General features: G+C 65.3%; 19 protein-coding genes and 1 riboswitch. Of the genes, 11 read left to right on the top strand and 8 right to left on the bottom strand.

Features of this window, described 5'->3' with window-relative positions; translation table 11 throughout:
- Genes crcB (H7K34_RS06165) through H7K34_RS06155 form a run of 3 tightly spaced genes read left to right on the top strand, consistent with a single transcriptional unit; the run spans position 1 to position 1,870 of the window.
- Entirely contained in the window at positions 1–393 is a 393-nt protein-coding gene (crcB, locus tag H7K34_RS06165; protein ID WP_276059299.1) for a fluoride efflux transporter CrcB, read from the top strand.
- Complete coding sequence (crcB, locus tag H7K34_RS06160) at positions 393–770, top strand: fluoride efflux transporter CrcB (protein WP_264060921.1); 378 nt, start codon at positions 393–395, stop codon at positions 768–770. Before crcB (H7K34_RS06165) ends, crcB (H7K34_RS06160) begins: the two co-directional genes overlap by 1 nt.
- Positions 767–1,870 (top strand): DUF190 domain-containing protein, encoded by a 1,104-nt coding sequence (locus H7K34_RS06155; RefSeq protein ID WP_264060920.1) that lies wholly within the window; start codon positions 767–769, stop codon positions 1,868–1,870. The genes crcB (H7K34_RS06160) and H7K34_RS06155 overlap by 4 nt, the downstream gene beginning before the upstream one ends.
- Before the next feature lie 52 nt (positions 1,871–1,922).
- On the opposite strand, the gene H7K34_RS06150 is transcribed toward H7K34_RS06155, so the two are convergent.
- The 3 genes from H7K34_RS06150 to H7K34_RS06140 are packed head-to-tail and all read right to left on the bottom strand — an operon-like array spanning position 1,923 to position 7,004.
- Positions 1,923–3,704, bottom strand: coding sequence for an NAD-binding protein (locus tag H7K34_RS06150; protein WP_264060919.1), 1,782 nt, complete (start codon positions 3,702–3,704; stop codon positions 1,923–1,925).
- Entirely contained in the window at positions 3,701–5,014 is a 1,314-nt protein-coding gene (locus tag H7K34_RS06145) for an MFS transporter (protein ID WP_264060916.1), read from the bottom strand. Before H7K34_RS06145 ends, H7K34_RS06150 begins: the two co-directional genes overlap by 4 nt.
- Positions 5,004–7,004: an APC family permease gene (locus H7K34_RS06140; RefSeq protein WP_264060915.1), complete on the bottom strand. Its 2,001-nt coding sequence runs from the start codon at positions 7,002–7,004 to the stop codon at positions 5,004–5,006. Before H7K34_RS06140 ends, H7K34_RS06145 begins: the two co-directional genes overlap by 11 nt.
- A gap of 606 nt (positions 7,005–7,610) precedes the next feature.
- Positions 7,611–7,673, top strand: a riboswitch (Fluoride riboswitch).
- Positions 7,674–8,033: 360 nt separating this feature from the next.
- On the opposite strand from H7K34_RS06140, the gene H7K34_RS06135 reads away from it, so the two are divergent.
- Positions 8,034–8,333: a hypothetical protein gene (locus tag H7K34_RS06135; protein WP_264060914.1), complete on the top strand. Its 300-nt coding sequence runs from the start codon at positions 8,034–8,036 to the stop codon at positions 8,331–8,333.
- Positions 8,334–8,478: 145 nt separating this feature from the next.
- A complete protein-coding gene (locus tag H7K34_RS06130; RefSeq protein WP_264060913.1) occupies positions 8,479–8,757 on the top strand; it encodes a DUF3892 domain-containing protein in 279 nt (92 codons plus the stop codon).
- A gap of 382 nt (positions 8,758–9,139) precedes the next feature.
- On the opposite strand, the gene H7K34_RS06125 is transcribed toward H7K34_RS06130, so the two are convergent.
- Complete coding sequence (locus H7K34_RS06125; RefSeq protein ID WP_264060912.1) at positions 9,140–9,928, bottom strand: hypothetical protein; 789 nt, start codon at positions 9,926–9,928, stop codon at positions 9,140–9,142.
- A 156-nt stretch (positions 9,929–10,084) separates the two neighbouring features.
- On the opposite strand from H7K34_RS06125, the gene H7K34_RS06120 reads away from it, so the two are divergent.
- Positions 10,085–11,326 carry a cytochrome P450 gene (locus tag H7K34_RS06120; RefSeq protein WP_264060911.1) on the top strand — a complete coding sequence of 414 codons (1,242 nt, stop codon included), beginning with the start codon at positions 10,085–10,087 and terminating at the stop codon, positions 11,324–11,326.
- The gene (locus H7K34_RS06115) at positions 11,326–11,907 is read left to right on the top strand and encodes a TetR/AcrR family transcriptional regulator (RefSeq protein WP_264060910.1); all 582 of its coding nucleotides are present in this window, start codon (positions 11,326–11,328) and stop codon (positions 11,905–11,907) included. The genes H7K34_RS06120 and H7K34_RS06115 overlap by 1 nt, the downstream gene beginning before the upstream one ends.
- Before the next feature lie 24 nt (positions 11,908–11,931).
- Here the strand turns inward: H7K34_RS06115 and H7K34_RS06110 are convergent, their stop codons facing one another.
- The 3 genes from H7K34_RS06110 to H7K34_RS06100 all read right to left on the bottom strand — a co-directional run bounded on the left by H7K34_RS06110 (position 11,932) and on the right by H7K34_RS06100 (position 15,568).
- Positions 11,932–12,648, bottom strand: coding sequence for a siderophore-interacting protein (locus tag H7K34_RS06110; protein ID WP_264060909.1), 717 nt, complete (start codon positions 12,646–12,648; stop codon positions 11,932–11,934).
- Positions 12,649–12,716: 68 nt separating this feature from the next.
- On the bottom strand, positions 12,717–13,856 hold the full coding sequence (locus H7K34_RS06105; RefSeq protein ID WP_264060907.1) for an acyltransferase family protein: 1,140 nt from the start codon (positions 13,854–13,856) through the stop codon (positions 12,717–12,719).
- Positions 13,853–15,568: a DEAD/DEAH box helicase gene (locus H7K34_RS06100; RefSeq protein ID WP_264060905.1), complete on the bottom strand. Its 1,716-nt coding sequence runs from the start codon at positions 15,566–15,568 to the stop codon at positions 13,853–13,855. The genes H7K34_RS06105 and H7K34_RS06100 overlap by 4 nt, the downstream gene beginning before the upstream one ends.
- Before the next feature lie 87 nt (positions 15,569–15,655).
- Here H7K34_RS06100 and H7K34_RS06095 point away from each other — a divergent pair, with 87 nt between their 5' ends.
- Both H7K34_RS06095 and H7K34_RS06090 read left to right on the top strand, forming a co-directional pair.
- Positions 15,656–16,240, top strand: a complete 585-nt coding sequence (locus tag H7K34_RS06095) for an LppP/LprE family lipoprotein (protein ID WP_235616618.1) — start codon at positions 15,656–15,658, stop codon at positions 16,238–16,240.
- Positions 16,241–16,298: 58 nt separating this feature from the next.
- Positions 16,299–19,712, top strand: a complete 3,414-nt coding sequence (locus tag H7K34_RS06090) for a TM0106 family RecB-like putative nuclease (RefSeq protein ID WP_264060904.1) — start codon at positions 16,299–16,301, stop codon at positions 19,710–19,712.
- Between the two features lie 7 nt (positions 19,713–19,719).
- On the opposite strand, the gene H7K34_RS06085 is transcribed toward H7K34_RS06090, so the two are convergent.
- The gene (locus H7K34_RS06085) at positions 19,720–21,615 is read right to left on the bottom strand and encodes an MFS transporter (protein WP_372510694.1); all 1,896 of its coding nucleotides are present in this window, start codon (positions 21,613–21,615) and stop codon (positions 19,720–19,722) included.
- Positions 21,616–21,883: 268 nt separating this feature from the next.
- Between H7K34_RS06085 and H7K34_RS06080 the strand changes: the two genes are divergently transcribed.
- Together H7K34_RS06080 and H7K34_RS06075 are read left to right on the top strand one after the other, a co-directional pair.
- Complete coding sequence (locus tag H7K34_RS06080; protein WP_264060903.1) at positions 21,884–22,672, top strand: hypothetical protein; 789 nt, start codon at positions 21,884–21,886, stop codon at positions 22,670–22,672.
- A gap of 188 nt (positions 22,673–22,860) precedes the next feature.
- Positions 22,861–26,586, top strand: coding sequence for a multifunctional oxoglutarate decarboxylase/oxoglutarate dehydrogenase thiamine pyrophosphate-binding subunit/dihydrolipoyllysine-residue succinyltransferase subunit (locus tag H7K34_RS06075; protein ID WP_264060902.1), 3,726 nt, complete (start codon positions 22,861–22,863; stop codon positions 26,584–26,586).

The raw sequence follows: 26,586 nt of genomic DNA, 5'->3' as shown, positions 1-26,586 counted from the left end.
ATGGCTGATGTGCGGGCGTTAGCCGCGGTCTTCGCAGGTGGCGTGGTCGGCACCTTGGCCCGCGGTGGGCTCACCGCCGTGCTACCCGCCCCGGCGGCCACCGGCTGGCCGTGGTCGACCTTCACCGCCAACATCGCTGGCGCCTTCCTGATCGGTTTCTTCACCACCCGGCTGTTGGAACGGCTGCCGCTGTCGAGCTACCGTCGACCCTTCCTCGGCACCGGGGTGTGTGGTGGTTTTACCACCTTCTCGACCATGCAAGTCGAGCTTTTGGCGATGCTTAAACACCACAAATATGTTCTAGCAGTTGGCTATACCGTCACCAGCATCACGCTGGGGCTGCTTGCGGTCTATCTTGGGACCGCAGTGGTGCGGCGGGCACGGGTGCTGTGATGGCTGTCGCGCTCGATGTGCTGCTCGCCGGAGGCGCAGGAGGGGTGTTGCGCTTTCTCGTCGACGGATGGGTGGGCCGGCGAGTCAAGCGGTCGTTCCCCTTCGGCACGCTGACTGTCAATGTCAGCGCCTCGGCGCTGATCGGTCTGGTGACTGGGTTTTCGTTCGGACTCAGCGATCACGCCTTGGCCGCGATCGGCGGATACAGCACCTTTTCGACCTGGATGTTGGAAACCCAACGGCTAGAAGAAGAACGACAGCCCGGCGGCGCCCTTGCCAACATCGCCGTCAGCATGGTGCTCGGCTTGGCGGCGGCCTTGCTCGGGCAGTGGATCGCTGCGGCGATCCTCGGGCATCCGATTGGAGAACGACTGTGACAGAACCTGCCTGGAAACTCAGCGCCTACTTTCCTGAGCGGCAACGCACCGTGGTCGATGATGCAGACGGCTCGCGGCCCACGTTTTTGGCCGACCAGATGCTGGATCTGTTCGACGATCACGGCGTTGCCGCCAGCGTGATGCTGCGCGGAATCTCCAGCTTCGGCCCGGTTGGAGTGCTGCGCACCGACGAATCACTGAGCCTGTCGGAAGATCCACCCGCCGTGGTGTATGCCGTCGACGCTGAGTCGGCTATCACCCCACTGGTCGACGAGGTGGTCGCGATGACAGGACGCGGCCTGCTCACCCTGGAACGCGCCCAACTGATCCGCGGCGGCGCCACCCCGGCCTCGATCAGCTCCAGTGCCCGCGACGCGGTCAAACTCACTGTGTTCGTCGGTCGCACCGTCCGCGTCGGGGGTACAGCGGCATTCCGGGTGATCTGCGATATCTTGTACCGCCGCCGTTTCTCCGTTGCCACAGCGCTTCTCGGTGTGGACGGCACCGCCCACGGTGTGCGCTATCGCGCACAGTTTTTCAGCCGTAACGTCAATGTCCCGACGATGATCGTCGCGGTGGGTTCGGCCGAGAAGGCAGCAGACGCCGTCGCCGACATCGAAGAGCTCATCCCCGGCCTGTTAATGACGACCGAACGTGTCCAGCTGTGCAAACGCAGAGGCGAGCTGTTTCAGCGCCCGCGCGATATGCCCGCCGTTGACGTGCAGGGTCGTCCGCTGTGGCAGAAACTCATGGTGCATACCACTGAGAGTGATTCCTATGACGGCGCACCGATACACCGCCAGATCGTGCACCGGCTGTTGGCGTCAGGAACCGCGCAGGGCGCCACTGCGATACGCGGCGTGTGGGGTTTTCGCAGCGAACGCAAACCGCACGGCGACAGTCTATTTCAGTTTCTACGCCGTGTTCCGGTGCTGACCATTATCGTCGACACCCCGGAGTCGATCGCGCGCAGTTTCGACGTCGTCGACGAAATGACCGCCGAGCACGGCGTCGTGACGTGTGAAATGGTGCCGGCGGCGTTGTCGATCCACGGACCCGCGCGGCGCGGGACTCTCGTTCCAGCGCAACACAATTACTGAGCAGCGCCGGGCACTATTGCGCCAGGTTCGATGAACTGGTGCTGTTTGGAAGTCATCGATCGTCGCCGCTGCTGGATGGCGGCGCTGTTGTCGGAGCGGGCGGTCGGCCCTTCCGCAATGTGTCGAGTAGCTCGCGATGCGGCCCAACGATGTAGGCGGTGTCCTCTGCGCGCAGTTGAGCGTTGCGGCGCGGATGAAGCTGGAGTTCGTCGTCGGGGCGCGTGATCGCGATGACACGGACATGGGTGGACAGCTCATACATGTGCAGGCCGTCGAGTTCGCTGTCGGCTGCCACGCTCATCGCACCGACAACAAATGAGTGCTGGCCCACCGAAAACGTGTCGAGCACGTCGAGGCCGATCGCGGCGCCGATAAACCACGGTGCGGCCAACTCGACGGTGGAGCGGGCGTTGACGAAACCGAGGCGTTGCGCCAGCGCGAATCCCAGCGCCCGGTCGAAGACCCTTAGCACCAGCGGAACCTGGGGCCAGTGGTGCATCGGAGCCAGTCGACGACCGAGCTTTTTGGCTAGCACCATTCCGGTCTCTACATTGGTCATGTCATCGCGGGTCAGTACCGCGATCGCGCGGGCATGGTCCACGCGTGCGGTTTCCAGGGTCTTGTGCAGCGTGGCGTCTCCGAAGATCACCGGCACGTCGAGGGCGCGTGCGTCGGACAGAAATTTGTTCTCCTCGTTGATTTCGATCACCGCGACCTCATAGCCGCTGGTGACCAGGTCGCTGACGACGCGGATTCCCAGTGCGCTGAGCCCTACGACGACGATGTGGTTACGCAGCCGCCCGATGCGCGGATGGCGCGCGGCGATCAGGAACCGCTGGGACAGCAGAACATCGCCGATGAACGCCACCAGCAGCGCGATGGTTGTCACGCCGCCGAACATCAGCATCGCGGCGAACAGGCGCAGCCAGGTGGGTTGGTTGACGAAACTGAAATCGCCGTAGCCGGTTGTGGTGAGGGTTTCGATGGTGAAATACATGGCGTCGATCCAGCCCATTCGCGGGTTTTCGTGGCCGAACCGCAGCACCAGGGTGGAGACGATGACCAGCGCGAGCACGACGGCCACCACGGGATAGAAGGCGGGGTTGATGTCGTTGCCGAAAGCGCGTCCGGCATCCAGGATTCGGCGCAGGCGGGGCCGGCGCCGATGCTGTCGGGTGGGTTGGGGAACGTCGACACCCGCGGCGGTGACGGCCTCTTCGGTGCCCAGCACCATGATCCAGTCACCCTCGTCGACGTGCAGATCCCGGCGCGGGCACTCTTCCAAAGTGCCTGGGCTGGAGGAATGTCCACCCCGAATGACTGCGACCGGGGCCAAGTCGTCGCTGTAGAGTTCACGCAGCGTGGCGCTGCGCGACGCGGAGCTGCCCGAGACCACGAAACGCGTCCCCGCGGCCTCGAACGTGTGAACCCCGTGCGCCAGGCACGCCTCGACGATGGCCGGGGCGGCAAGTTCTGCGACGTTGAGGATCGCGCCGGGACCGTTCACATCGGTCAACGATTCACCCAAGACGTCATTGGTCACTCGCGCGACCACGCGCACATCGGGATTGGTGTTGCGGGCCAGTAAGTCGATCTCGACGTTGGTGGCGTCGTCGTCGGCGCCGCACACCACCGCGTGCGCTTCGGCGATACCCGCCTCGTCCAGATCGATGTCGGTGTCGGCGACCTGTGTGTCATCCAGTCGCACCACTATGACCCCAGCGTTTTTCAGCTCCGCCACGATTGTTTCGCTCAGGGCGTCATCTCCGCTGACGATGACGTGCTGGGCTCCCTGGACGCCAGCGTCGGTGCTGGCCGGCGCCGCGGTGTTCATGCGCCGGCCTCGGCCGCTGAGCCATCGACACCGCGGCCCAGCATTCCCGAGGTGAACGCCGCCGCCGCCATCCACGCTGCCGCATAACCGAACGCCGCCGCCGGTGAAGCAAATGTATAGAGCAGTCCGGCGATAACCGTTGCCACGACATCTCCGGAGGCCTGAACGATACCGAGTACTCCGAAACCACTGCCGCGCAACCTATCCGGCAGTAGCTGCGCCACCACCGCCGACTCGGCCGGCTCGGCGAGACCGATGCCTGCGCCCGCCGCGGCGAACATCAGCGCCACGACCGTCAGACTGTGCGGCCCGACCGCGAATCCGAGGTAGGCGATCACATAGACGGCGGCACCGGTTGCGAAGACTGCTCGGGGGCCCGCCCGGTCGTACCACCGTCCAGCGGCCAGGGACGCAATCGTGGCTATCACGTTGTGGCCGGCGTAAATCAGCACCGCGATCGACGTGGCGGCGGTCACCGAGCGGTGCGGATCGACCAGCAACTGAGTAGCCCGCAAAATCAGCAACGTGGTGGCCAGGTTTCCGAATTCGAACAGCAGCACCGGCGCGAGCGCCCGCAGCATCCCGGCATCGCGCAAGGCGCCGAACTCGAGGCGACGCGTTGCGGATTGCGGCCGCGGCGGAAGCTGACGTCGGGATTCGCGTGCTGCCACCACAATGGCCAGTGCTGCGAGTAGGCCCGGCACGGCCGCCAGATACAGCGTGGTGCGCACGCCCACCCAGCTCACCAGCCCGGCAGCCAGCAATGGACCGGCGACAGCACCCAAGTTGTCCCCGGCGCGTTCGAGCCCAAATGCCCGGCCTTGTGCGGCCTTTGGGCTCAACGACGCCAGCAGCGCGTCGCGGGCCGGTGAACGCAGACCCCGAGACAGCCAGGCGATCGCGCGCAGTGCACCGACCTGCCACACCGTGACCGCGGCCCCGATCGCTCCGGTTGCTATCGCGGTGCCCAGGTAACCCCCCGATGCCGTCGCTGCCCGCCGATGGGGATCGTTGGCTACGGGTCCTGCGAGAAGCTTCATCAGTCCCATGACCGCGTCGCTGATTCCGTCGATGACGCCGAGTACCGCTGCTGAACTACCCAAGATGCCGGTCAGAAATGCCGGTAGCACCGATGTCGTCACCTCGTGACCGGAATCGGAGAAGAAACTCGCCGCCGCAACGGCCCGGACACCCGGCGTCACCCATCGACCGCCCCCCGATGACGCTGGCGCAGGGTGCGCGCTCTCGACGCCACCGCTATCTGGAGTGGCGTTGCGCGGATCGTCAGAACCGTTGTGGCTATTGTTCATCGACGCTGACCTCCTTTCGTGCGATCTCGTGAGCGGAAGGATCACGTTGCTGCTCGGCCTCGCGGACGTCTTTGCGGGCGAGGCGGGAATTGATGTCGTAGGGCACGATGATGGCGGTCACTGCGGGGATCCGGCTGACCGCGCGGGCCATTTTGTCGGCGGTGCGGTCGTGCAATAGGCGCCCCAAAAGGGGTGAGAAGATGCGGCGCGGCAGCAGGACCGTCACCTTCGTGTCGGGGTGGTCTCGGCGCGTCTGCAGGCATAGCAGTTGCGCGGCGCGAGGCAGATTGCGATCCTGGCACTCGATCACGCGGAGTTCGATCTCGTGCTGGAAATGCTGCCAACGCTGTTGCAGGCGAGCCGAATGTTCGCTGTCGACAACGAAATGCACGGGAATCACCTCATCGGCGTGCAGGCCCTGGCTGTAGCGCAACGCTTCGATCTCGGCGAAATCGACGGAATCCACAAAGACGAAGACGGTCAAATGCTTGTGCTCAGACAGGTCTGGAGATGTGGTGCGCGACAACTCCAGGACCGCGGATTCCGCCTGGTACTGACGGTTGAGTCTGACTAACGCATATACCAGCAGCGGGAAGACGACCACGACCAGCCACGCACCCTCGGTGAACTTTGCGACCACAAAGATCGCCACGACGATCGTCGATAAGATCCCCGCGCACAGATTGGCCATCAGCTTGCGGCGCCAACCGTGCTCGCGGTGCGTGAAGTGGTGCCGGCTCATGCCGTAGCCGGCCATCGAGAACGCGGTGAAGACGCCGATCGCGTACAGCGGCACCAGCTTTGACACCGACGCATCGGTCGCCGGCAAGAGCGCGACGGCCAAGGCGGCCAGCGTGATGATGCCGTTGGAGAACCTCAGTCGGTGCCCGCGTTTGGTCAATGGCCGCGGCAGAAACCGGTCTTCGGCGACGAAACTGGCCATCGCGGGGAATCCGGTGAACCCGGTGTTGGCGCCGGTGAACAGGATCGCCGCGCTCGCTGCCTGCACCAGAAAGTAGAGGATGTTTCCCGCCAGTCCGTGCCCGAACACCACGCGAGCGATTTCGGAGAGCATGGAGGGATACTCAGCGCGATACGGGGCGACGTGGGTGGTGTAGGCCAGCCACGACACCCCGGCCAACAAGAACCCGAGGATCAGCGCCATGAGCGTCAGGACACGTCGAGCGTTGATGCCTTGGGGCTCACGGATGTAGACGACGGTGTTGGAGATCGCCTCGACGCCGGTCAGCGATGTCCCGCCGTTGGCGAATGCGCGTAACACCACCAGAATCGTTGCACCCATTACCAGTCCGCTGCCGTGATGAACCGGCACAGCACCCGCCACCCGGGTGGGGTCGAAGCGGGGCAGACCCCAGATCGCTTCGCGGATCAGGCCGGTGATGATGGTCGTGGTGATCAGCGCGACGAACGAATACGTGGCGATCGCGAACGTTCGCCCCGACGCCTGCAAGCCCCGTAGGTTCGCCAAGCAGATCAGCAGAACCACCGCGACTGTGATCTCCAGGTGATAGGGACGCAGTTGCGGGATGGCCGAGACCACCGCTACCGTGCCGGCCGCCGGCTGTACCGCCACGGTTACCACGTAGTCGATCAACAACGCCGCGGCGGCCATTTGTGCGACCCGCGGTCCGAAGTTCTCCCGCGCCACCATGTACGACCCGCCGGCGCGGGTATAGGCCATGATGACCCCCCGATAGGTCGCGGTCACCAACAGCAGAATCACCAAGATCACGCCGATGATCGGCAACAGCAACACAAATGCAGCCATCCCCGCGGCCGGTAACAGCTCGATCATGAGCTGCTCGGGCCCATAGGCCGTGGATGAGATCGCTTCTGGCGCAATCGCACCCAAGGCCAGCGGCGGTGACAACCGTTGTGACTCCAGCTGGTCTGTCGTCAGTGGCTTGCCCAGTACCCGCCGCTTCACGACGTCGGACAGCGACGGCGCGTACCCGCGCCTGCGATCCATATTCAAGGTTTCCGTCCTCGCTGCTGTTGGCTCTTGGAAAGGCTCTAATGCGCCGAGCGGCGCGCAGGGTCACGAAATACGCACCCGCCCTTCACAGAGCCGACGATCGCCGATAACCCGGCGACGGCGGAAGCAGTGAAAACTGACATCCCATAAGTGGCTGCGTGGCGGCAGACCCGGGCGCGCCGCCGCACCGTTCACACGGCTCAACTCTGAAGCCGCAGCGGCGCGGGGGCGCACGACCCCGAACGTCGAGGTCGTCAGCGCAACGACAGGATGCGCCGCTGGCCGGAACGGAGCGCAAAACATAAAAGGCTTCCACCCTCTCGAGTCATGCCGAGATCACTTGGGTAGAAGCCATCAGCTCCGTCAGAGCCCACGGACAATGACGGTGCGGTAAGCGAGCCTCATCGCTGTTGCATTGCCACCGACTGTACAGCAGGCATCCAGGCGGCGAACACCGAATTGCCGCGCGGTCAGTCGCCGAGCGTCTCTACGCCAGAGTCAGACTTTTACCTGCGGGACGGACTGATCCGATAGCTGAACGAATGTAGATCCTCAACTACCCCGTGAAGGGTTGCGCACTCGATTCGCGTCGCGTTAGCCTGAGGTCGAGGCGATGAAGCTCGCCTTTAACCGCCCGCCAGGGCTGATGGCTTCTACCCCGCTGTTCAAGGGTAGGAGGCTGGCCGATGGTGATGTGCGAGAGTTATCCACCGATCCCGCAGCGACCGTGTCCGAAACGCGGCGCGGGGAGTACTTCGCGTCTCGCTCGCGTACGAGTCGCTAGCCGTGCCCCCCCTTCTTCAGTCCCGGTATTCGCTGATTCTGCCGGCATGCCAGGACACCATGTGGGCTCGCTGGCCGAGCACGCAATACGCGCGGCAGACTTTCCGATTGACTGTCGGCCAGCGGCAGTAAGCCTAGATGCGTCTCTTTAGCGCGAGAGGCGAGCGCGGATGCCTTTACCAATTCTATTGTCGCACAGCACTTCCCATGACATTTACATACGAGGAGATCAACACATTCATGAGCGCCCACGACAGCGACGACAGCCACAACGCCGAAACAAAGCCCGAAACTGACACCCGCGGGCAGGCTCGGCAGGCATCAGGCAGCGATGTTGAACTCAGCGAGGAAGGCCGTGAAGAAGTTCATCAGATGGTCGAGGCGTATGAGGATAAACCGACAGTCACGCTTCCTGGGACCGGGGGCACTATCACCGGCACGGCGATAAACGACTGGCTCGACGACGAGGGTAATCCAAAATTCGGCGATCCCGACGAACACCCTTCCGAGGACCAGACCGACGCCGCAGACTCCGACTGAATATCCGCATCAGTCGAACTACGACGCGCGTGCACCGCGCGAGTTCGGCACCGCCGGACGAGCGCACTGAGTTCACGTACTGGGTCACTCGCGCGCCCGGCGCACCATCGCCCTCCAGGGCAGCTTTTACGAAAGGTCGACACCGATGGCCATCCGCATCACAGCCGTTCGCCTTACAGGAGGCGCCACCCACGAACACATCGACCACCTCTGGTGGACAGACTCTTCGACTGGGCAGACTGGTGAGGGCACTCCAGCAGACATCGCCTCCCGGATCGAAACCCACAGCGACACCGCCTATGTCGAAGACGGGGGCGACATGATTAGCGTGGGAGTGGTTCAGACCGACAGCGGGACCAAGCATCTACGCACGCACAACCACGGCGTCTGGAGCGACCACCTTTTAACGCTGCCGCAAGAATAAATGCACAGAAGGAATGTGCGCTCGGTCAGGCTCGGCCGGCGTGCGTCGACGCTCCCGCCGACTCCGACACGAACGGAGGACTACGACGCGATCGAACAGCTCGTTCGTATGGCGGCGTCGAATATGCATGGTGCACTGCTGTTTGGCATTGGCAACGCTCGCCGACTCACATTTCTATCTCATGCAGAAAGTTCGACCTCGTCGTTCTTGTACCTCGTTTGTTCGTTTCTGTACTGCAGGTCTCATCGTCCGTGTCGTGGCGGTTTGTTGACCTGCGGTGACGCCTTGTGTTGGACGCTATGTCATGCAAATTCTGTCTCATTCTCGTGTCATATCCTCGGGTGTATTCGTCCCCACGGCTCTGCCCGACCCTCGCGTAGAACTAGATCGCCCGGGCCCGTACCTCGAACAGGCGGACGGCTTCTCGCATGAGTAGCCACGCAGGAAATCCGCAGCAGAGGAGTCGTTTGTGGTCGGTGGTGGCCCGGACCAGCGACACACCTTGACCGATGACGGGGCTGATTTGGAGCTCGCTCATGCCAAGAGTTGCCCATTGGCGCCCGTGAGCGAAGCCCGAGCAGAGCTGCCACATGATGCGCGGGTTAGGCTGGATGCCGGTTTCGTTTGCGGCGTAATCCATTACACGAGTGATTACGTGGCCGCCCCCGACCTGAGTTTTACTGCAGCCCGCGACCCCGGCGACCTCTTTGACTGCGGCGATGTTGACCGCTTTTGGTCGATAATTGGGCACCCCGAGATCTTTGATGGCGCTGTCTTGGTCGATGAAGTTCTGAGCGGTGCACTGCAGCGCGCGCTGAATGCGGATCCTCGGATCGGATGTGTTAAGGACCCAATAGGCAACCCCGAACAGCTCCAATGCTCCGCGGATCAGGGTGTAGTCCGCAGCTGCATGGATCACTGGCTGATCACCGAGGATCAACTCGTTTACCGCGTGCAAGTGATCGATGCCGTCATTGAGAAAGTGCTGCACACAGTGGGACACCTGATAGGGGTTGCTGGGTATATCGTCGGCGGCGAGTTCGGAGTACGGATTGACGGCGAAACCATCGAGCGTGTCTTTTCGATCAACCAGCAGCTGAGTCTCGATCGCGATGCGCTGCCACTGCCCCACAGCCATCTCATCAGTCAACTCGCCCGGGTTCGCTGCCATGCAACCATGATGCTCGTCGATAGCCACTGTCGTGACGACGACCCGGGCTAGCAGTCGCGCACCGCGCGCTCGCTTCTTGCTTGTCTCGCCGCCAACGCAGTCTCAAGCGCGGCCGCCGGGGTTGACATCTAGTCATCATTGTCGTACGAATGACACATGACAGCAGTTATGTCTCATAACACACCGGCCATGTTCGAGCTCGCCGCCGCCGATACCTGGCCGAACCCGTGGCCGATGTACCGCGCGCTGCGCGACCACGACCCGGTGCACCACGTTATACCGCCCAAACACCCCGAGCAGGACTACTACGTGCTGTCCCGGCACGCCGACGTGTGGTCGGCGGCCCGCGACCACGAGACGTTCTCCTCGGCACAGGGACTGACGGTTAACTACGGCGATTTGGCAATGATTGGCCTGCAAGATAATCCGCCGTTCGTGATGCAGGATCCACCGGTACACACCGAGTTTCGCAAGCTGGTATCGCGAGGGTTTACCCCCCGGCAGGTCGAGGCGGTAGAGCCCAAGGTGCGCGAGTTCGTCGTGCAGCGCATCGAGAGGCTGCGCGCCGAGGGCGGCGGCGACATCGTCGCCGCCCTGTTCAAGCCACTGCCGTCGATGGTGGTCGCGCATTACCTCGGTGTGCCCGAACAGGATTGGTCTCAATTCGACGGCTGGACACAGGCCATCGTCGCGGCCAATACCGCCGAGGGCGGCATCGCAAGCGCGCTGGAAACCGTCGGCGACGCGGTCGGATCGATGATGGCCTACTTCACCGGGCTGATCGAGCGCCGCCGCACCGATCCGCAGGACGACACCATTTCCCACCTGGTCGCGGCCGGGGTCGGCGCCGACGGCGATATCTCGGGCACGCTGTCGATTCTGGCGTTCACCTTCACGATGGTTACCGGCGGCAACGACACGGTGACCGGCATGCTCGGCGGTTCGATGCCGCTGCTGCACCAGCGGCCGGATCAGCGAGAGCTGTTGGTGGACAAGCCCGAACTGATCACCGATGCGACCGAGGAACTGTTGCGGCTCACCTCACCCGCACAGGGTTTGGCGCGCACGGTCACCCGCGACGTGACGATCGGCGACACCACCGTCCCGGCCGATCGCCGGGTGCTGCTGCTGTACGGGTCGGCCAACCGCGATGAACGCCAATACGGGCCGGACGCCGGCGAGCTCGACGTGACCCGCTGCCCGCGCAACATCCTGACCTTCAGCCACGGGGCTCACCACTGCTTGGGTGCGGCCGCGGCGCGGATGCAATCCCGGGTCGCACTGACCGAACTGCTGGCCCGCTGCCCGGATTTCGACGTCGATGAGAACTCGATCGAGTGGGCGGGCGGTAGCTATGTGCGGCGTCCGGTGTCGGTGCCGATTACGGTGAAGTCCTGATGCCCGGTAACGACTGGCTCGCGACAAGCCGCAGCGAAGCAGCCGCGGACCGGATCCTCGACGCGGCCGAGCAGCTGTACACCGCGCGCGACTCGGATTCGATTGGCATGAACGAGATCGCAAGGGCCGCAGGCTGTTCCCGCGCGACGCTGTACCGGTATTTCGACAACCGCGAGGCACTGCGAACCGCGTATATCCACCGCGAGACGCACCGGCTGGGCCGCGAGATCATCGTGCGGACCGGCGACATCGCGGATCCCCGCGAAAGGCTGATCGAGAGCATCCTCGTCACGCTGGGGATGGTTCGCGAAAGTCCGGCGTTGGCAGCGTGGTTCGCCACCACCCGCGCACCGATCGGTGGTGAGTTGGCTGGACAGTCCGACGTGATCGCGGCCTTGGCGGTGGCGTTCCTGCACTCGCTGGGCCCTGACGATCCCGCCGTCGTCGAACGCCGGGCCCGCTGGGCAGTCCGGGTGATCGTCTCGCTGTTGACGTATCCAGGCCGCGACATAACAGAGGAGCGGGCGATGATCGAGGAATTTGTCGTCCCGATCATCGCCCCGGCAAGCGCCCGCCGCTAGCTGGCAGCCATCCCCCTCTTCGTATCAGGCCACCCAATAGGCTTGCGCCTTAATGGATTTGCGTGGGATACCGAAGTCCTCTCGTAACGTCTTGGCAACCGAGCGGGTGGTGCGGTTGTCGCAGGCCACCCAGCCGAAGTGGTCGCCGGCATCGAAAGCCGCCGATCGCACCGCCTCCAGCAGGGCCTGACCGGCGTTCTTGCGGTCCACCCAGGTGATGTCGGCACCAATCACCACCGGCAGGTCTTTGTCGTCGTCGTGGCCGGCTTCCAAGAACACCTGCGCCGGGGCGTCGCCGATCGCGGCGAGCAGTGAGTTGATGGCCGGCAGCGAGGCGCTGTCGCCGACGATGACGTATCCGGCCGGCGGCGGTTCGGGAATGGCGAACCTGCTGCCCAGCACGGTCGCCTCGATGGTGTCGCCGGGCTGGGCCGCGCGCGCCCACTGCGATGCGATGCCGTCGTGCAGTGCGAATTCGATGCTTACCGTGTCGGTGCCCGGGTCGGGGTCGACCAGGGTAAAGCCACGCTGGTGCACCTTGTCGCCGTCGGCGAACCACATCCGGATCCACATCGTCGGATGGACCGAGTGCGCGGCGAGCATGCCACCGGCGTCGAAGCTCAGCTGCAGGTAGTGCGGGCCGATCTCGCGCCGGCCGGTGACCGTCAGCCGGTAGTCCCCGGCGCCCATCAGCCTAAGCACCGTGCCCGTCCAGCCGCGGGTTGCCTTGTGTTCGCTCATCGAGTGATGCCCTCCCATAACTCTGCATCGAGTTAGGTTAGGGTAACCTATCTAAAGCGGATTGTCACTCAGCCGGGTACTCGGGTGACGCGGTGCAAGAGCCCGGCCAGCGGGATCGTCACCACCAGCGTCGCGATGAACAGGTAGAGCATCGACCCGGTGTAGACGTGGGCTCGCACGATGTAGACCATCGCGAATTCCATGGTCACCAGATGGATCAGGAAGATCTCGTAGGAGATCTCGCCGAGCCACACCATTGGCCGGCTGGCCAGCAGCTGCCAGTACCAACCGTCGCCCTCCAGCGCCAGCGGGGCCACCGCCAGGGTGGCGATCACCGTATAGAAGACCGTCTTGACCACCGCCTCCGCCATCGCCGAGGGTGACGTCGTGGGTGCGCCCCCGATCGGGGTGGCGACGATGAAATAGCAGATGACCGCCAGCGGTACCGCCGCGAATGCGTAGCAGCGCACGCCCATTGCCTGCAGCACCGCGAGCAACATGCCGCCCAGAAACCAGGCCAGGTAGGTCGGCAGCCACAACCGGGCGCCGTCGGGAAACCAGTGATCGATGCGCACCAGGACCACCCACACCGGGCTGATCAATGCCAGCGCCAGCACAGTGCCCACCAACAGGTTCGGCCGCCAGCGCCGCCGGCAGACAACCACCAGAAGTAGGTACGCCAAGAACGGCAGAATGACATAGAACGACGCCTCCACGGCCAGGCTCCACATCTGGGTCAGGCCCTGATGCAGGTACTTGCCGAGGTAGCCGTCGGTGTAGATCTGCGTCAACGTGAGGTTGCGGACCAGCCCGAGCCAGGAATGTCCGGGGTTGGGGCCGGCTTCGCGGTAGTGGTAAAGCAGATAAGCGATCAGCACGGTGATGACGTAGGCGGGCATGATGCGCCGAACCCGGTGCCGCGCATACCGACTCACCGACGGAGGCGGCCCGCCGGTGGCAGCCGCCTGCACCCACGGGCGGAACAGCAGAAAGCCGGACAGCACGAAGAAGATCGGCACTCCGATTTCCAGCCGGGCCCCCACCAGGCCCCAATAGCCGTGCGTGTACTTGCCGGTGGTGTAGGCGGCATGTGTGCCGACAACCAGGATCGCGGCGACCGCGCGGACACCGGTCAGGGAAGCGACCCGGTCGACATGCGAGACCTGCTCGAGGCCGCCTTGGGCGTCCTGTTCCTCGGACAGGGTCATCCAGCGCCTTTTCTGCGCGGTTTGCCGCCACCGCGCCGGGGCTTTTCGGAGGACTTGCCGGACGACCGGTCCGGCTTGAGGTCGATCAGCACACCCGAAATACGGGTGCGTTCAAGCTTTTTGAGCGTCGATGGGGACAGCTTGGCAGGCAACTCCACCAACGAGAAGTCGGGTCCGATGGCGATGTGCCCGAAGTCGCTGCGATGCAGGCCGCCCTCGTTGGCGATGGCGCCGACGATCGCGCCCGGCCCGATCTTGTGACGCTTGCCCACGGCGATCCGGTACGTCTGGAACGACCGCATGTCCCTTGACCTTTCGGGACGGTCCCGGCGCTCGGTGTCGCGCTCGGGCCGCTCGCGGCGCCGGGGCGGCGGCTCGGGCGACATCAAGAACTCTTCGCCGTCGCGGGACTGCACTGCCAGCGCCGCGGCGATGTCGGCGATCGGGACGTCGTGGTCGCGTTCGTAGTCTCCGACCAGCTTGCGGAACAACTCGATCCCGGGGTTAGCGAGCGCGTCGGTGATGGAGTCGGCGAATTTCGCCACCCGTTGCGCGTTGACGTCCTCGACGGTGGGCAGTTGCGCCTCGGTCAAGGTCTGGCGGGTCGCCTTCTCAATTGCCTTGAGCAGATGGCGTTCTCGCGGCGAGACGAACAGCAGCGCGGTGCCCGAACGCCCGGCGCGGCCAGTCCGCCCGATGCGGTGCACGTAGGACTCGGTGTCGTGCGGGATGTCGTAGTTGAGCACGTGCGAAATGCGTTCCACGTCCAGTCCGCGGGCCGCGACGTCGGTGGCCACCAGGATGTCGATGCTGCCGTCCTTGAGCGCGGCGACGGTCCGCTCACGCTGCGCCTGCGCGATATCGCCGTTGATGGCTGCCGCGGAAAAACCGCGGGCACGCAGCTTTTCGGCTACCTCCTCGGTCGCCTGCTTGGTGCGCACGAAGATGATCATCGCCTCGAACGGCTCGACTTCCAGAACCCGGGTCAACGCGTCCATCTTGCGAGGACCGGCCACCTGGATGTAGCGCTGCGAAATATTCTCGGCGGTAGCGGTTTTCGCTTTGGTGGTGACTTCGAAAGGGTCGTGCAGGTACTTGGTGGTGAGCTTACGGATGGCGGGCGGCATGGTCGCGGAGAACAGTGCCACCTGTTTGTATTCCGGGGTGTCGCTCAAGATGCGCTCGACGTCCTCGGCGAAGCCCATGGTGAGCATCTCGTCGGCCTCGTCGAGCACCAGGTAGTCCACGTGCGACAGATCCAGCGTCCCGCGCTCGAGGTGGTCGATGACCCGGCCGGGCGTGCCGACCACTACTTGCGCGCCGCGCCGCAGCCCGGCCAACTGCACGGTGTAGGACGACCCGCCGTAGATCGGCAGCACATTGACCTTCAGATGCGCGCCGTAGCGGCTGAACGCCTCGGCGACCTGCAGGGCCAGCTCGCGGGTGGGTGCCAGCACCAGGGCCTGGGTCGCCTTGCTGCCGACATCGATCTTGGACAGGATCGGGATCGCGAACGCCGCCGTCTTGCCGGTGCCGGTCTGCGCCAGTCCCACCACGTCGGAGCCCGCCATCAGCGCCGGGATGGTCGCCGCTTGGATCGCCGTCGGCGTCTCGTAACCGACGTCGGCCGTCGCTCGCAGGACCGCAGGGTGAATCTGCAGGTCGACGAAGGTAGTAGGGGCAGGTTCAGGCGGGCCGTCGGGGACTGTCATCGTGGAAGAAGTTTAGTGGTGACCGCGAGCGCAGTGCAGCTGGGCGCGGCGGGTCGCCACCAGCCGGTGCACGCGATGCCGGTACGGTTGCGCGATGTGTGGTGCCTACCGTGCCGTGTCGAGCCACTGACCGTCGGCCTGCTGCTCGCCGTGACGTTGACCGGCTGCGGTTCTGGCGATTCGACGGTCGCCAAGACGCCGCAAGCCACGACATCGACCGCGTCGATCACCGCCCCCGCCACACCCAGGCCGAACGAAGCCGCGTCACCCGGCAGCACCGCGCCGGCCGACCCGTGCGCGGTCAACCTGGCCTCGCCCACGATCGCGAAGGTGGTCTCGGACCTACCCCGCGATCCGCGCAGCCAACAAGCTTGGAACCCGGAACCGCTGGCCGGCAACTACAACCAGTGCGCCCAGCTTTCGGCGGTGATCATCAAGGCCAACACCAACGCGGTCAATGCGACCACGCGCGCGGTGCTGTTTCATCTTGGGCAGTTCATCCCGCAGGGCGTGCCGGACACCTACGGATTCAACGGCATCGACGCGGCGCAAACCACCGGCGACACGGTGGCGTTGACCTACCCCAGCGGTATCAACGGCTTGAACACCGACGTGCGATTCCATTGGAACGGCAACACCGTCGAGCTGATCGGTAACGCCACCGGACGCTGACCCGGCACACCCTCGCAGAACGCCTTCGCCGTCGGTCGCCTGACCTACAGTGGCTGCTGTGTTCGTCACCGGCGACAGCATTGTGTACAGCGCGTCGGACCTGGCCGCGGCCGCCCGATGTGAGTACGCCCTGCTCCGGAGTTTCGACGCGAAGCTGGGCTGGGGCCCCGCCGTCGAAGTCGAGGACGACCTGCTGGCCCGCACCGCCGCCCTCGGCGACGACCACGAGCGACGCGACCTCGACCGGCTGCGCGAACAGTTCCCCGACGGCGTCGCGGTCATCGGACGTCCGTCGTACACGCTGGCCGGACTGGCCGCTGCCGCCGAGGCGACCCGGCGCGCCATCGCCAACCGTGCCCCGGTGGTGTACCAGGCCGCGATGTTCGACGGCCGCTTCGTCGGATTCGCCGACTTCCTGGTCGCCGCGGGTCAGCAGTATCGGCTCGTCGACACCAAGCTGGCCCGCTCCCCCAAGGTCACCGCGTTGCTGCAGCTGGCGGCTTACGCCGACGCGCTCACCGGCATGGGCGTGTCCGTCGCGGACGAGGCAGAGCTGCGACTGGGCGACGGCTCGGTGGTGCGGTATCGCGTCTGCGATCTGATCCCGGTTTTCCAATCGCAGCGCGCGCTGTTGCAGCGGCTGCTCGACGACCACTACGCCGCGGGCGTCGCCGTGCGCTGGGAAGACGAGAGTGTGCGGGCATGTTTCCGGTGTCCGCTCTGCGTCGAACAGGTGCAAGCGACCGACGATCTACTCTTGGTTGCCGGCATGCGAGTCAGCCAGCGGGACAAGCTGATTGACGCCGGGATTGCCACGGTCGCCGGCCTGGCCGGGCATGCCGGACCGGTGCCCGGGCTGGCTCCCAGCGCACTGGGCAAGCTGACCGCTCAAGCCAAACTGCAAGTACGGCAACGTGATAGCGGCGTCCCGCAATTCGAGGTCGTCGATCCACAGCCGCTGAGCCTGTTGCCGGAGCCCGACCCCGGTGACCTGTTCTTCGACTTCGAGGGCGATCCGCTGTGGACCGCCGACGGTCACGGCTGGGGGCTGGAATACCTGTTCGGCGTCTTGGACGCCGCGGGGAAATTCAGCCCGCTGTGGGCGCATACCCGGGTAGACGAGCGCAAGGCCCTGGTCGACTTCCTGGCGATGGTGAAAAAGCGCCGCAAGCGCCGACCCAACATGCACATCTACCACTACGCGCCGTACGAGAAGACCGCCTTGTTGCGACTGGCCGGACGCTACGGGGTCGGCGAGGACGAGGTCGACGAGCTATTGCGAAACGGAACGCTGGTTGACCTATATCCGTTGGTGCGCAAGAGCATTCGGGTGGGCGCTGAGTCGTTCAGCCTGAAGGCGCTCGAGCCGCTGTATATGGGGACACAGCTGCGCTCGGGTGAGGTCACTACGGCCGCCGATTCGATCACCTCATACGCCAAGTCCTGCGAACTACGCGATGCCGGCCGCGTCGACGACGCCGAAACGGTGCTCAAGGAGATCGAGGACTACAACCACTACGACTGCCGGTCGACTCAGGAGTTGCGTAACTGGCTGCTAGTGCGCGCCTGGGAGTCCGGCGTCACACCGGTTGGAGCCCAACCTGTTTGCGGTGGCGACACCGTGGACGACCATGACGAGCTGGCGGCCGCCCTATCAGCGTTCACCGGCGATGCCGCCGTCGGCGACCGGACACCGGAGCAGATCGCCGTCGCGCTGGTCGGCGCGGCGCGCGGCTACCACCGGCGTGAGGACAAGCCTTTCTGGTGGGCACATTTCGACCGACTCAACTTCCCGGTCGACGAGTGGGCGGACAACACCGACGTGTTCATTTCCGACCCGGCATCGGACAGCGTGTCGGTCAGCGTGGACTGGCATCTGCCGCCACGTGCCCGCAAGCCGCAGCGGCGGGTGGCGCTGCGCGGCGAACTGGCCCGCGGCGACCTGATGAAGGACGTGTTCGCGCTCTACGAGGCGCCGGCTCCGCCGAGCATGAGCGACAATCCCGACCGGCGCGCGACCGGGCGCGCACAGATCGTCGAGGTCGACGACCCCGCAATACCCACCGAAGTCGTCATCCTGGAACGAGTCGGCAGTGACGGCAATGCATTTCACCAGTTACCGTTCGCCCTGACACCCGGGCCACCCATTGCCACCACCGCACTGCGCGAATCCATCGAATCCACCGCTAAGACCCTGGCCGCCGGACTGCCGCGACTCCCCCACACCGCGATGACCGACGTCCTGCTGCGCAGAGCGCCCCGCACGAAAAGCGGCGCCCCGCTGCCGCGCAGCAACGACACCATCGCCGACATCACCGCGGCGGCGCGCGACCTCGACTCGTCCTACCTCGCCGTACACGGCCCGCCGGGCACCGGAAAGACTTACACCGCCGCACAAGTGATCACCCGCTTGGTCGCCGATCACGGCTGGCGCGTCGGTGTGGTGGCGCAATCGCATGCCACGGTGGAGAACCTGCTGGGCGCCGTGATCGATGCGGGGCTGGACCCGGGCCGGGTCGCGAAGAAGAAGTACGACCACCACGCGCCGCGCTGGCGCGAGATCGGCAGCGGCGACTACGGGACATTCATCTCGGCCAGCGCCGGATGCGTGATCGGCGGCACGGCTTGGGATTTCGCTAACGCCAACCGAGTGCTGCCGGGCAGCCTGGATCTGCTCGTCATCGACGAGGCAGGCCAGTTCTGCTTGGCCAACACGATCGCCGTGGCGCCGGCGGCGGTCAACCTACTGCTGCTCGGGGACCCGCAGCAGTTGCCGCAGGTCAGTCAGGGCACTCATCCCGAACCGGTCGACACATCGGCACTTGACTGGCTGGTCGACGGTCAGCGCACGCTGCCCGATGAGCGCGGCTACTTCCTGGACTGCTCCTACCGGATGCATCCGGCGGTCTGCGCCGCGGTATCCGAGCTGTCCTACGAAGGCAGACTGCATTCGGTCATCGAGCGCACCGCCGCACGCCGCCTCGATGGCTGTCAGCCCGGTGTGCGCGCGCTTTCCGTTGGACACCAAGGTAATTCGATCGAAAGCCCCGAGGAAGCCGGCGTGATCGTCGCCGAGATCGCGGGCCTGCTCGGGTCGTCCTGGACTGACGAGCACGGCAGCCGACCGTTGGCCGCCGCGGACGTGTTGGTGCTGGCGCCGTACAACGCCCAAGTGTCGCTGGTGCGGCGGCGGTTGGCCGCCGCGGGTCTGGGCGACGTGCGGGTCGGGACCGTCGACAAGTTCCAGGGCGGGCAGGCTCCGGTGGTCTTCATCTCGATGACGGCGTCCTCAGCCGATGAAGTGCCACGCGGAATTTCGTTCTTGCTCAACAGGAATCGGCTCAATGTCGCCGTCAGCCGGGCGCAGTACACAGCAGTGATCGTGCGTTCGGAATTGCTGACCGAGTACCTGCCGGGCACGCCGGCCGGCCTGCTGGAACTGGGCGGCTTTTTGGCCCTGACGAGCGCCTGAGGCCGGCCTAGCGCCCCGCGGAATGCCGGCCGTGGCCTTTGGTGTCGTCGTCTGGATCGTGGTTGTAGTGAGGGCCGCGCGGCGCCTCACCCTCGGTGAGCCGACGCCGGATGGGACTGTTCGTGCGCCGTCCCGGCGGCGGCGCGCCGCGATCGCTGCGGGTGGCGGGACCGTGCCAGTGCGGCGCAGGCTCGACCATCGGGCGAACCCGCTTTTCGTGGGTGACGTGAGAGCTGTTGTGGGCGAATCCCATCGGTTCCGGTCGCCACGGCGGTTGGGCAGCCGCGCTGGGCTCACGCCGCAGGATGACTTCGACATAGTCGTCGTCATCGTCGTCGTCGTGCTGGGGCGGCGCACCGCCGATGCCCGCGCGGGCCAGCAGCGCAGGGGTGAAGCCGACCAGGAACAGCGCGGCGACTATGCCGAACAACGCGATGAATGCGGGCAACAGCACCGACTGCGACATCGCGGCCGAGAACGGCTCGCGGACGAATTCGGGCAGTTGCAACGGAATACCGCCATCCCCCGCGTCATGATCGGACACGTCAGGCGGCATCTCGGTGCTGATCCGCCACGTCATGAACGCCGCCATGGCGGCGCTGCCCAGCATCGCGCCGAGCTGGCGGACGGAGTTGTAGACAGCGGAGCCGGCTCCGGCCAGCTGCGCCGGCAGGTTGCGGGTCGCGGTAGCCGTCAGCGGCGACCACACAAACGCCATCCCGACACCAATTGCGCCGAACGGCAACACCAACCGCCAAATCGGGGTTTCCGGAGTCATCTCGAAGGAAAGCCAGGTCATTGCGATTGCCAACACCGAGAAGCCGAAACCGAGCACCGGCCGCGGGTGGTATCGGTCAACGATCCGGCCGACGAACGGCGCCAGCACTCCATTAGCGATCGCCATCGGAGCGAGCAGCAGGGCCGAACGGGTCGGTGACAGCCCGCACACCGTCTGGGTAAAGAAGGTCAGCGGCAACATCATCGCCGTCGCGGCGAACGACGTGATGGCCACCCCAACGCTGCACAGGCTGAAGTCGCGGTCGGTGAAGACGTCCAGTGGGATCAGCGGCTCCTGGGTGTTCACCGACTGCCAATAGACGAACGCCGAAACGAACCCGGCTCCCGCGACGATCGTCGCCCAGATCCACGGCTGCCATCGTTCGGCCTGGCCCTGCTGCAGACCGAACACGATCGCAAACATGCCGACCCCGGACAGGGCGACGCCGATCAGATCGAACCGGTGCGCCTGGGTGGGCAGCTCGGGAACCAGCCACACCGCCAGCGCCACGCCGACGACACTGATCGGGACATTGACGAAAAAGATCCACTCCCAGCCCAGCCCGTCCACCAGCACGCCGCCGGCCAGCGGACCCACCAGGCTGGCGACGCCGGCGGTGGCGCCCCACACGCTGACCGCCACCCCGCGCCGCTCCGGCGGGAAGATCCGGGTGATCGTCGACAACGTCTGCGGGGTGAGCACCCCGGCGCCGACCCCCTGTACCACCCGAGCGGCGATCAGCATGCCGGCGCTACCGGACAGCCCGCACCAGATCGACGCGACGGTGAACACCACCAGGCCGATCACGTAGAGCTTCTTCGGGCCGAACCGGTCACCGAGCCGACCGGCTACCAGCAACACCACCGCATAGCCCAGCAAGTAGGCGCTCGTCACCCAGACCACGGCGTCGTACCCGATATGCAGGTCGACCATGATCGTCGGGTTGGCAATCGCGACGATGGTCGAGTCGACCATGATCATGAAGAACCCGATCATCATCGCCCAGAGCGCGTTCCACGGGCTTGGGCTCCGCGGAGCGCCGAACTTGCGATCTTTGGCCAGGTCGGCACGACTCGGCACGGTGCGCCGGGGTCCCCCGGACGGTCCGGACGTGGCCGCGGTCATGCACTCACCTCACTTCGGCGACCCAACGACGGGCTTACCGCCGTGAGCAGGTGTGATACCGCCCGCATCCAGCGAGCCCTCAACGGCGGTCGACAAACGGCCCGCATCGCCACCGACCTGTGTCCAGCCTGCATTATTCCGGTTTTGCCGACGTGCTGCCCACCCCTTTTTCCGCCGCGGCCCAAAGAACGCGCACGGCTTACCGCTAACCGCGTGTTCAGCAAACTCGCGTTAGCCTGAAGGGAACGCCATTCGCAGGAGAGGCACTATGAGCGCTCGACGCAATAGGTCAGGGATTTGGCCCCTGAAACGATCTGAGCAACCGCCAAATAACGTGCCGCCCGGGCGCTCCGGTCGCCCCAAGGCATCTGCACGGGCATTGGCGCAGGTCATCGAGCGTAGTTCGCGGATCCAGGCTCCCGCCGCGGAAGCCTATGTGGCCCGGCTGCGGCGGGCGTTCCCCGGCGCGAGCCCGGCGGAGATCGTCGCCAAGCTGGAAAGCAGGTATCTGGCCGCATTGACGGCCAGCGGGGCCGCGGTGGGGTCGGCGGCGACATTCCCCGGTATCGGGACGTTGACGGCGATGTCGGCGGGCGCCGGCGAGACCGTGTTCTTCATGGAGGCAACGGCGATCTTCGTCCTGGCGCAGGCCCAGGTCTACGGCATCCCCGCCGATCACCACGAGCGGCGTCGCGCGCTGGTGCTGTCCGTGTTGGTCGGCGACGACAGCAAGAAGGCCATCGGCGAGCTGATCGGTCCCGCGCGTACCAACGGCGGATGGCTGGCCGAGGGCATGGCGTCGCTGCCGCTGTCGACTCTGGGCCGGCTGAACAGCCGAATGCTCAAATACTTCGTCAAGCGGTATGCGGTGCGACGCGGCGCGCTCATGTTCGGCAAAATGCTGCCTGTCGGCATCGGGGCCGCGGTCGGTGGCGCCGGCAACCGGATCGTGGCTAAGAAGATCGTCCGTAATGCCCGCCAGGCATTCGGCGCCCCGCCGGCCCGCTGGCCGAACACCTTGCACGTGTTGCCGGCGGTGTGCGAAGCGAGCCAGTAGCCATCGCGACCCGGGTTCCGACGTCTCGCTGGCGAAATAGCGGCGAAGGGTTAGCCTTTATGAGGCGGAAACGCAGTAGTCCGCCGCGGGTGTGAGGTACCTCGTCAACCGAGGTGCGCAGAGTCCAAGCGGCGGGCAATAGCGCTTATAGAGCCTGCAGGACAAGAGAATTGAGGAGAACAGCGGCCGTGAGCAACATCAGTTCACCATTCGGGCAGAACGAATGGCTGGTCGAGGAGATGTACCGCAAGTTCCGAGACGACCCCTCCTCGGTGGATCCGAGCTGGCACGAGTTCCTGGTGGACTACAACCCCGAGCCGACCACCACAGCCGGCCAGGACACCCCGAGCCCCGCGCAACCACCGCCCGCCGCTGCCGCCCCGGCGCCCACGCCGGTCGCCGTCGCCGAGCCGCCGGCCGCCCCGCCGGCCCCCGCCAGGCCTGCCAGCCCGGCTCCCGCCGGCAACGGCGCCGCGACGCCACCGCCCGCTGCGCCCGCCCCAAAGCCCCCCCAGCCCCTGCCGGCCGAGGGCGACGAGGTGCAGGTGCTGCGCGGCGCCGCCGCGGCCGTCGTCAAGAACATGTCCGCGTCGCTGGACGTGCCGACGGCAACCAGCGTCCGTGCCGTCCCGGCGAAGCTGATGATCGACAACCGGATCGTCATCAACAACCAACTCAAGCGCACTCGCGGCGGCAAGATCTCCTTCACGCATCTGCTGGGCTATGCGCTGGTGCAGGGGGTCAAGAAGTTCCCCAACATGAACCGGCACTACGCCGAGGTCGGCGGAAAACCCAACGCCGTCACCCCGGCGCACACCAATCTCGGTCTGGCCATTGACCTTCAGGGCAAAGACGGCAAACGCTCCCTGGTGGTAGCCGGCATCAGGGGCTGCGAAACAATGCGGTTCGCCGAATTCGTCTCCGCCTACGAAGACATCGTGCGCCGCGCCCGCGATGGCAAGCTGACCGCCGAAGACTTTGGTGGAGTCACGATTTCGTTGACCAATCCGGGCACCATCGGCACCGTGCACTCGGTGCCGCGGCTGATGGCCGGCCAGGGCGCCATCATCGGTGTGGGCGCGATGGAATACCCCGCCGAGTTCCAGGGCGCCAGCGAGGAACGCATCGCCGAGCTGGGCATCGGCAAGCTGATCACCCTGACCTCGACCTACGACCACCGCATCATCCAGGGCGCGGAGTCCGGCGACTTCCTACGCACCATCCACGAGATGCTGCTCTCGGATGCGTTCTGGGACGACATCTTCCGGGAGCTGGGTAACCCGTACCTGCCGGTGCGGTGGAGCACCGACAACCCGGACTCGATCGTCGACAAGAACGCCCGCGTGATGGAACTGATCGGGGCCTACCGCAACCGCGGACATCTGATGGCCGACATCGATCCACTGCGGTTGGACACCAGCCGATTCCGCAGCCATCCCGACCTCGAAATCCTCAATCATGGCCTGACACTCTGGGATCTGGATCGGGTGTTCAAGGTCAACGGGTTCGCCGGTTGCGAATACAAGAAGCTGCGCGACGTGCTGGGCCTGCTGCGCGACGCGTACTGCCGGCACATCGGCGTGGAATACACCCACATCCTCGAGCCCGAACAACAGCGATGGCTCGAAGAGCGAGTCGAGACCAAGCACGTCAAACCGACGGTGGGCGAACAGAAGTACATCCTGTCCAAGCTCAACGCCGCCGAGGCCTTCGAAACCTTCCTGCAGACCAAATACGTTGGGCAGAAGCGCTTCTCGCTGGAAGGCGCCGAAAGTCAGATCCCCCTGATGGATGCGGCGATCGACCAGTGCGCCGAGCACGGCCTGGACGAAGTGGTCATCGCGATGCCGCACCGCGGCCGGCTCAACGTACTAGCCAACATCGTGGGCAAGCCCTACTCGCAGATCTTCAGCGAGTTCGAGGGCAACCTCAACCCGTCACAGGCGCACGGGTCCGGCGACGTCAAGTATCACCTCGGCGCCACCGGCGTGTACCTGCAGATGTTCGGCGACAACGACATTGCGGTTTCGCTGACGGCCAACCCGTCGCACCTGGAAGCTGTCGACCCGGTGCTGGAGGGATTGGTCCGGGCCAAGCAGGACCTGCTGGACAAGGGCAACAGCGACGACGGCTTCTCGGTCGTGCCGCTGATGTTGCACGGCGACGCCGCATTCGCCGGCCAGGGTGTGGTCGCCGAGACGCTGAACCTGGCCCTGCTGCCCGGTTATCGCGTCGGCGGCACCATTCACGTGATCGTCAACAACCAGATCGGCTTCACCACCGCGCCGGAGTACTCCCGATCCAGCGAGTACTGCACGGACGTCGCCAAGATGATCGGCGCGCCGATCTTCCACGTCAACGGCGACGACCCGGAAGCGTGCGTGTGGGTGGCGCGGCTGGCCGTGGACTTCCGCCAGACGTTCCGCAAGGACGTGGTCATCGACATGCTGTGCTACCGCCGTCGCGGGCACAACGAAGGCGACGACCCGTCGATGACCAACCCCTACATGTACGACGTCGTCGACACCAAGCGCGGGGCCCGCAAGAGCTACACCGAAGCCCTGATCGGCCGCGGTGACATCTCGATGAAGGAAGCCGAGGACGCGCTGCGCGACTACCAGGGCCAACTCGAGCAGGTGTTCAACGAAGTCCGCGAGGTGGAAAAGCACGGCGCGCTGCCAAGCGAATCGGTGGAGGCCGACCAGCTGGTGCCCGCGGGGCTTGCCACCGCTGTCGACAAGTCGCTGCTGGCCCGGATCGGCGACGCATTCCTTTCCGCCCCAGAAGGTTTCACCGTGCACCCACGCGTGCAGCCGGTGCTCGAGAAGCGCCGCGAGATGGCCTACGAGGGCAAGATCGACTGGGCGTTCGGCGAGCTGCTGGCACTGGGAACCCTGGTCGCCGAGGGCAAGCTGATCCGGCTGTCGGGACAAGACACCCGCCGCGGCACCTTCTCGCAACGGCATTCGGTGATCATCGATCGCCGCAACTGCGAGGAGTTCACGCCGCTGCAGCTGCTTGCGACCAACAAAGACGGCACCCCGACCGGGGGCAAGTTCCTGGTCTACGACTCACCGCTGTCCGAGTACGCCGCGGTGGGCTTCGAGTACGGCTACACCGTGGGCAACCCGGACGCACTTGTGTTGTGGGAGGGGCAGTTCGGCGACTTCGTCAACGGCGCGCAGTCGATCATCGACGAATTCATCAGCTCCGGCGAGGCCAAGTGGGGGCAGTTGTCCAACGTGGTGCTGTTACTGCCGCACGGCCATGAAGGCCAGGGCCCGGACCACACCTCCGGCCGGATCGAACGCTTCCTGCAGCTGTGGGCCGAGGGTTCGATGACGATCGCGGTGCCGTCTACCCCGTCCAACTATTTCCACCTGCTGCGCCGGCACGCGCTAGACGGCATCCAGCGCCCGCTGATCGTCTTCACTCCGAAGTCGATGCTGCGCAACAAGGCAGCGGTCAGCGACATCAGGGATTTCACCGAGATCAAGTTCCGCTCGGTGCTAGAGGAACCCACCTACGAAGACGGCATCGGCGATCGCAGCAAGGTCCGCAGAGTCCTGCTGACCAGCGGCAAGATCTACTACGAGCTGGTGGCCCGCAAGGCCAAGGACAACCGCGACGATGTCGCGATTGTGCGCATCGAGCAGCTGGCGCCGCTGCCCAAACGCCGATTGGCCGAGACGCTGGACCGCTACCCGGAGGCCAACGAGTTCTTCTGGGTACAGGAAGAGCCGGCCAACCAGGGCGCCTGGCCCCGCTTCGGCCTGGAGCTGCCCGAGTTGCTGCCGGAAAAGTTGACCGGGATCAAGCGCATCTCCCGACGCGCCATGTCGGCTCCCTCCTCGGGATCGTCGAAGGTGCACGCCGTCGAGCAACAGGAAATACTCGACACCGCGTTCGGCTGA

It is taken from the genome of Mycobacterium montefiorense (assembly GCF_025823255.1).
Classification (GTDB): Bacteria; Actinomycetota; Actinomycetes; order Mycobacteriales; family Mycobacteriaceae; genus Mycobacterium; species Mycobacterium montefiorense.
This window is presented reverse-complemented; position numbering and strand designations above follow the sequence as displayed.

What these genes read in the sequence shown, in the direction of transcription:
- H7K34_RS06135 (WP_264060914.1), top strand. Translation starts at nt 8,034, where the DNA reads ATGAGCGCCCACGACAGCGACGACAGCCACAACGCCGAAACAAAGCCC.
- crcB (WP_264060921.1), top strand. Translation starts at nt 393, where the DNA reads ATGGCTGTCGCGCTCGATGTGCTGCTCGCCGGAGGCGCAGGAGGGGTG.
- H7K34_RS06110 (WP_264060909.1), bottom strand. Translation starts at nt 12,648, where the DNA reads ATGAGCGAACACAAGGCAACCCGCGGCTGGACGGGCACGGTGCTTAGG.
- H7K34_RS06080 (WP_264060903.1), top strand. Translation starts at nt 21,884, where the DNA reads ATGAGCGCTCGACGCAATAGGTCAGGGATTTGGCCCCTGAAACGATCT.
- H7K34_RS06140 (WP_264060915.1), bottom strand. Translation starts at nt 7,004, where the DNA reads ATGGATCGCAGGCGCGGGTACGCGCCGTCGCTGTCCGACGTCGTGAAG.
- H7K34_RS06100 (WP_264060905.1), bottom strand. Translation starts at nt 15,568, where the DNA reads ATGACAGTCCCCGACGGCCCGCCTGAACCTGCCCCTACTACCTTCGTC.
- H7K34_RS06145 (WP_264060916.1), bottom strand. Translation starts at nt 5,014, where the DNA reads ATGAACAATAGCCACAACGGTTCTGACGATCCGCGCAACGCCACTCCA.
- H7K34_RS06120 (WP_264060911.1), top strand. Translation starts at nt 10,085, where the DNA reads ATGACAGCAGTTATGTCTCATAACACACCGGCCATGTTCGAGCTCGCC.
- H7K34_RS06125 (WP_264060912.1), bottom strand. Translation starts at nt 9,928, where the DNA reads ATGGCAGCGAACCCGGGCGAGTTGACTGATGAGATGGCTGTGGGGCAG.
- H7K34_RS06130 (WP_264060913.1), top strand. Translation starts at nt 8,479, where the DNA reads ATGGCCATCCGCATCACAGCCGTTCGCCTTACAGGAGGCGCCACCCAC.
- H7K34_RS06105 (WP_264060907.1), bottom strand. Translation starts at nt 13,856, where the DNA reads ATGACCCTGTCCGAGGAACAGGACGCCCAAGGCGGCCTCGAGCAGGTC.
- H7K34_RS06085 (WP_372510694.1), bottom strand. Translation starts at nt 21,615, where the DNA reads ATGACCGCGGCCACGTCCGGACCGTCCGGGGGACCCCGGCGCACCGTG.
- H7K34_RS06150 (WP_264060919.1), bottom strand. Translation starts at nt 3,704, where the DNA reads ATGAACACCGCGGCGCCGGCCAGCACCGACGCTGGCGTCCAGGGAGCC.
- crcB (WP_276059299.1), top strand. Translation starts at nt 1, where the DNA reads ATGGCTGATGTGCGGGCGTTAGCCGCGGTCTTCGCAGGTGGCGTGGTC.
- H7K34_RS06115 (WP_264060910.1), top strand. Translation starts at nt 11,326, where the DNA reads ATGCCCGGTAACGACTGGCTCGCGACAAGCCGCAGCGAAGCAGCCGCG.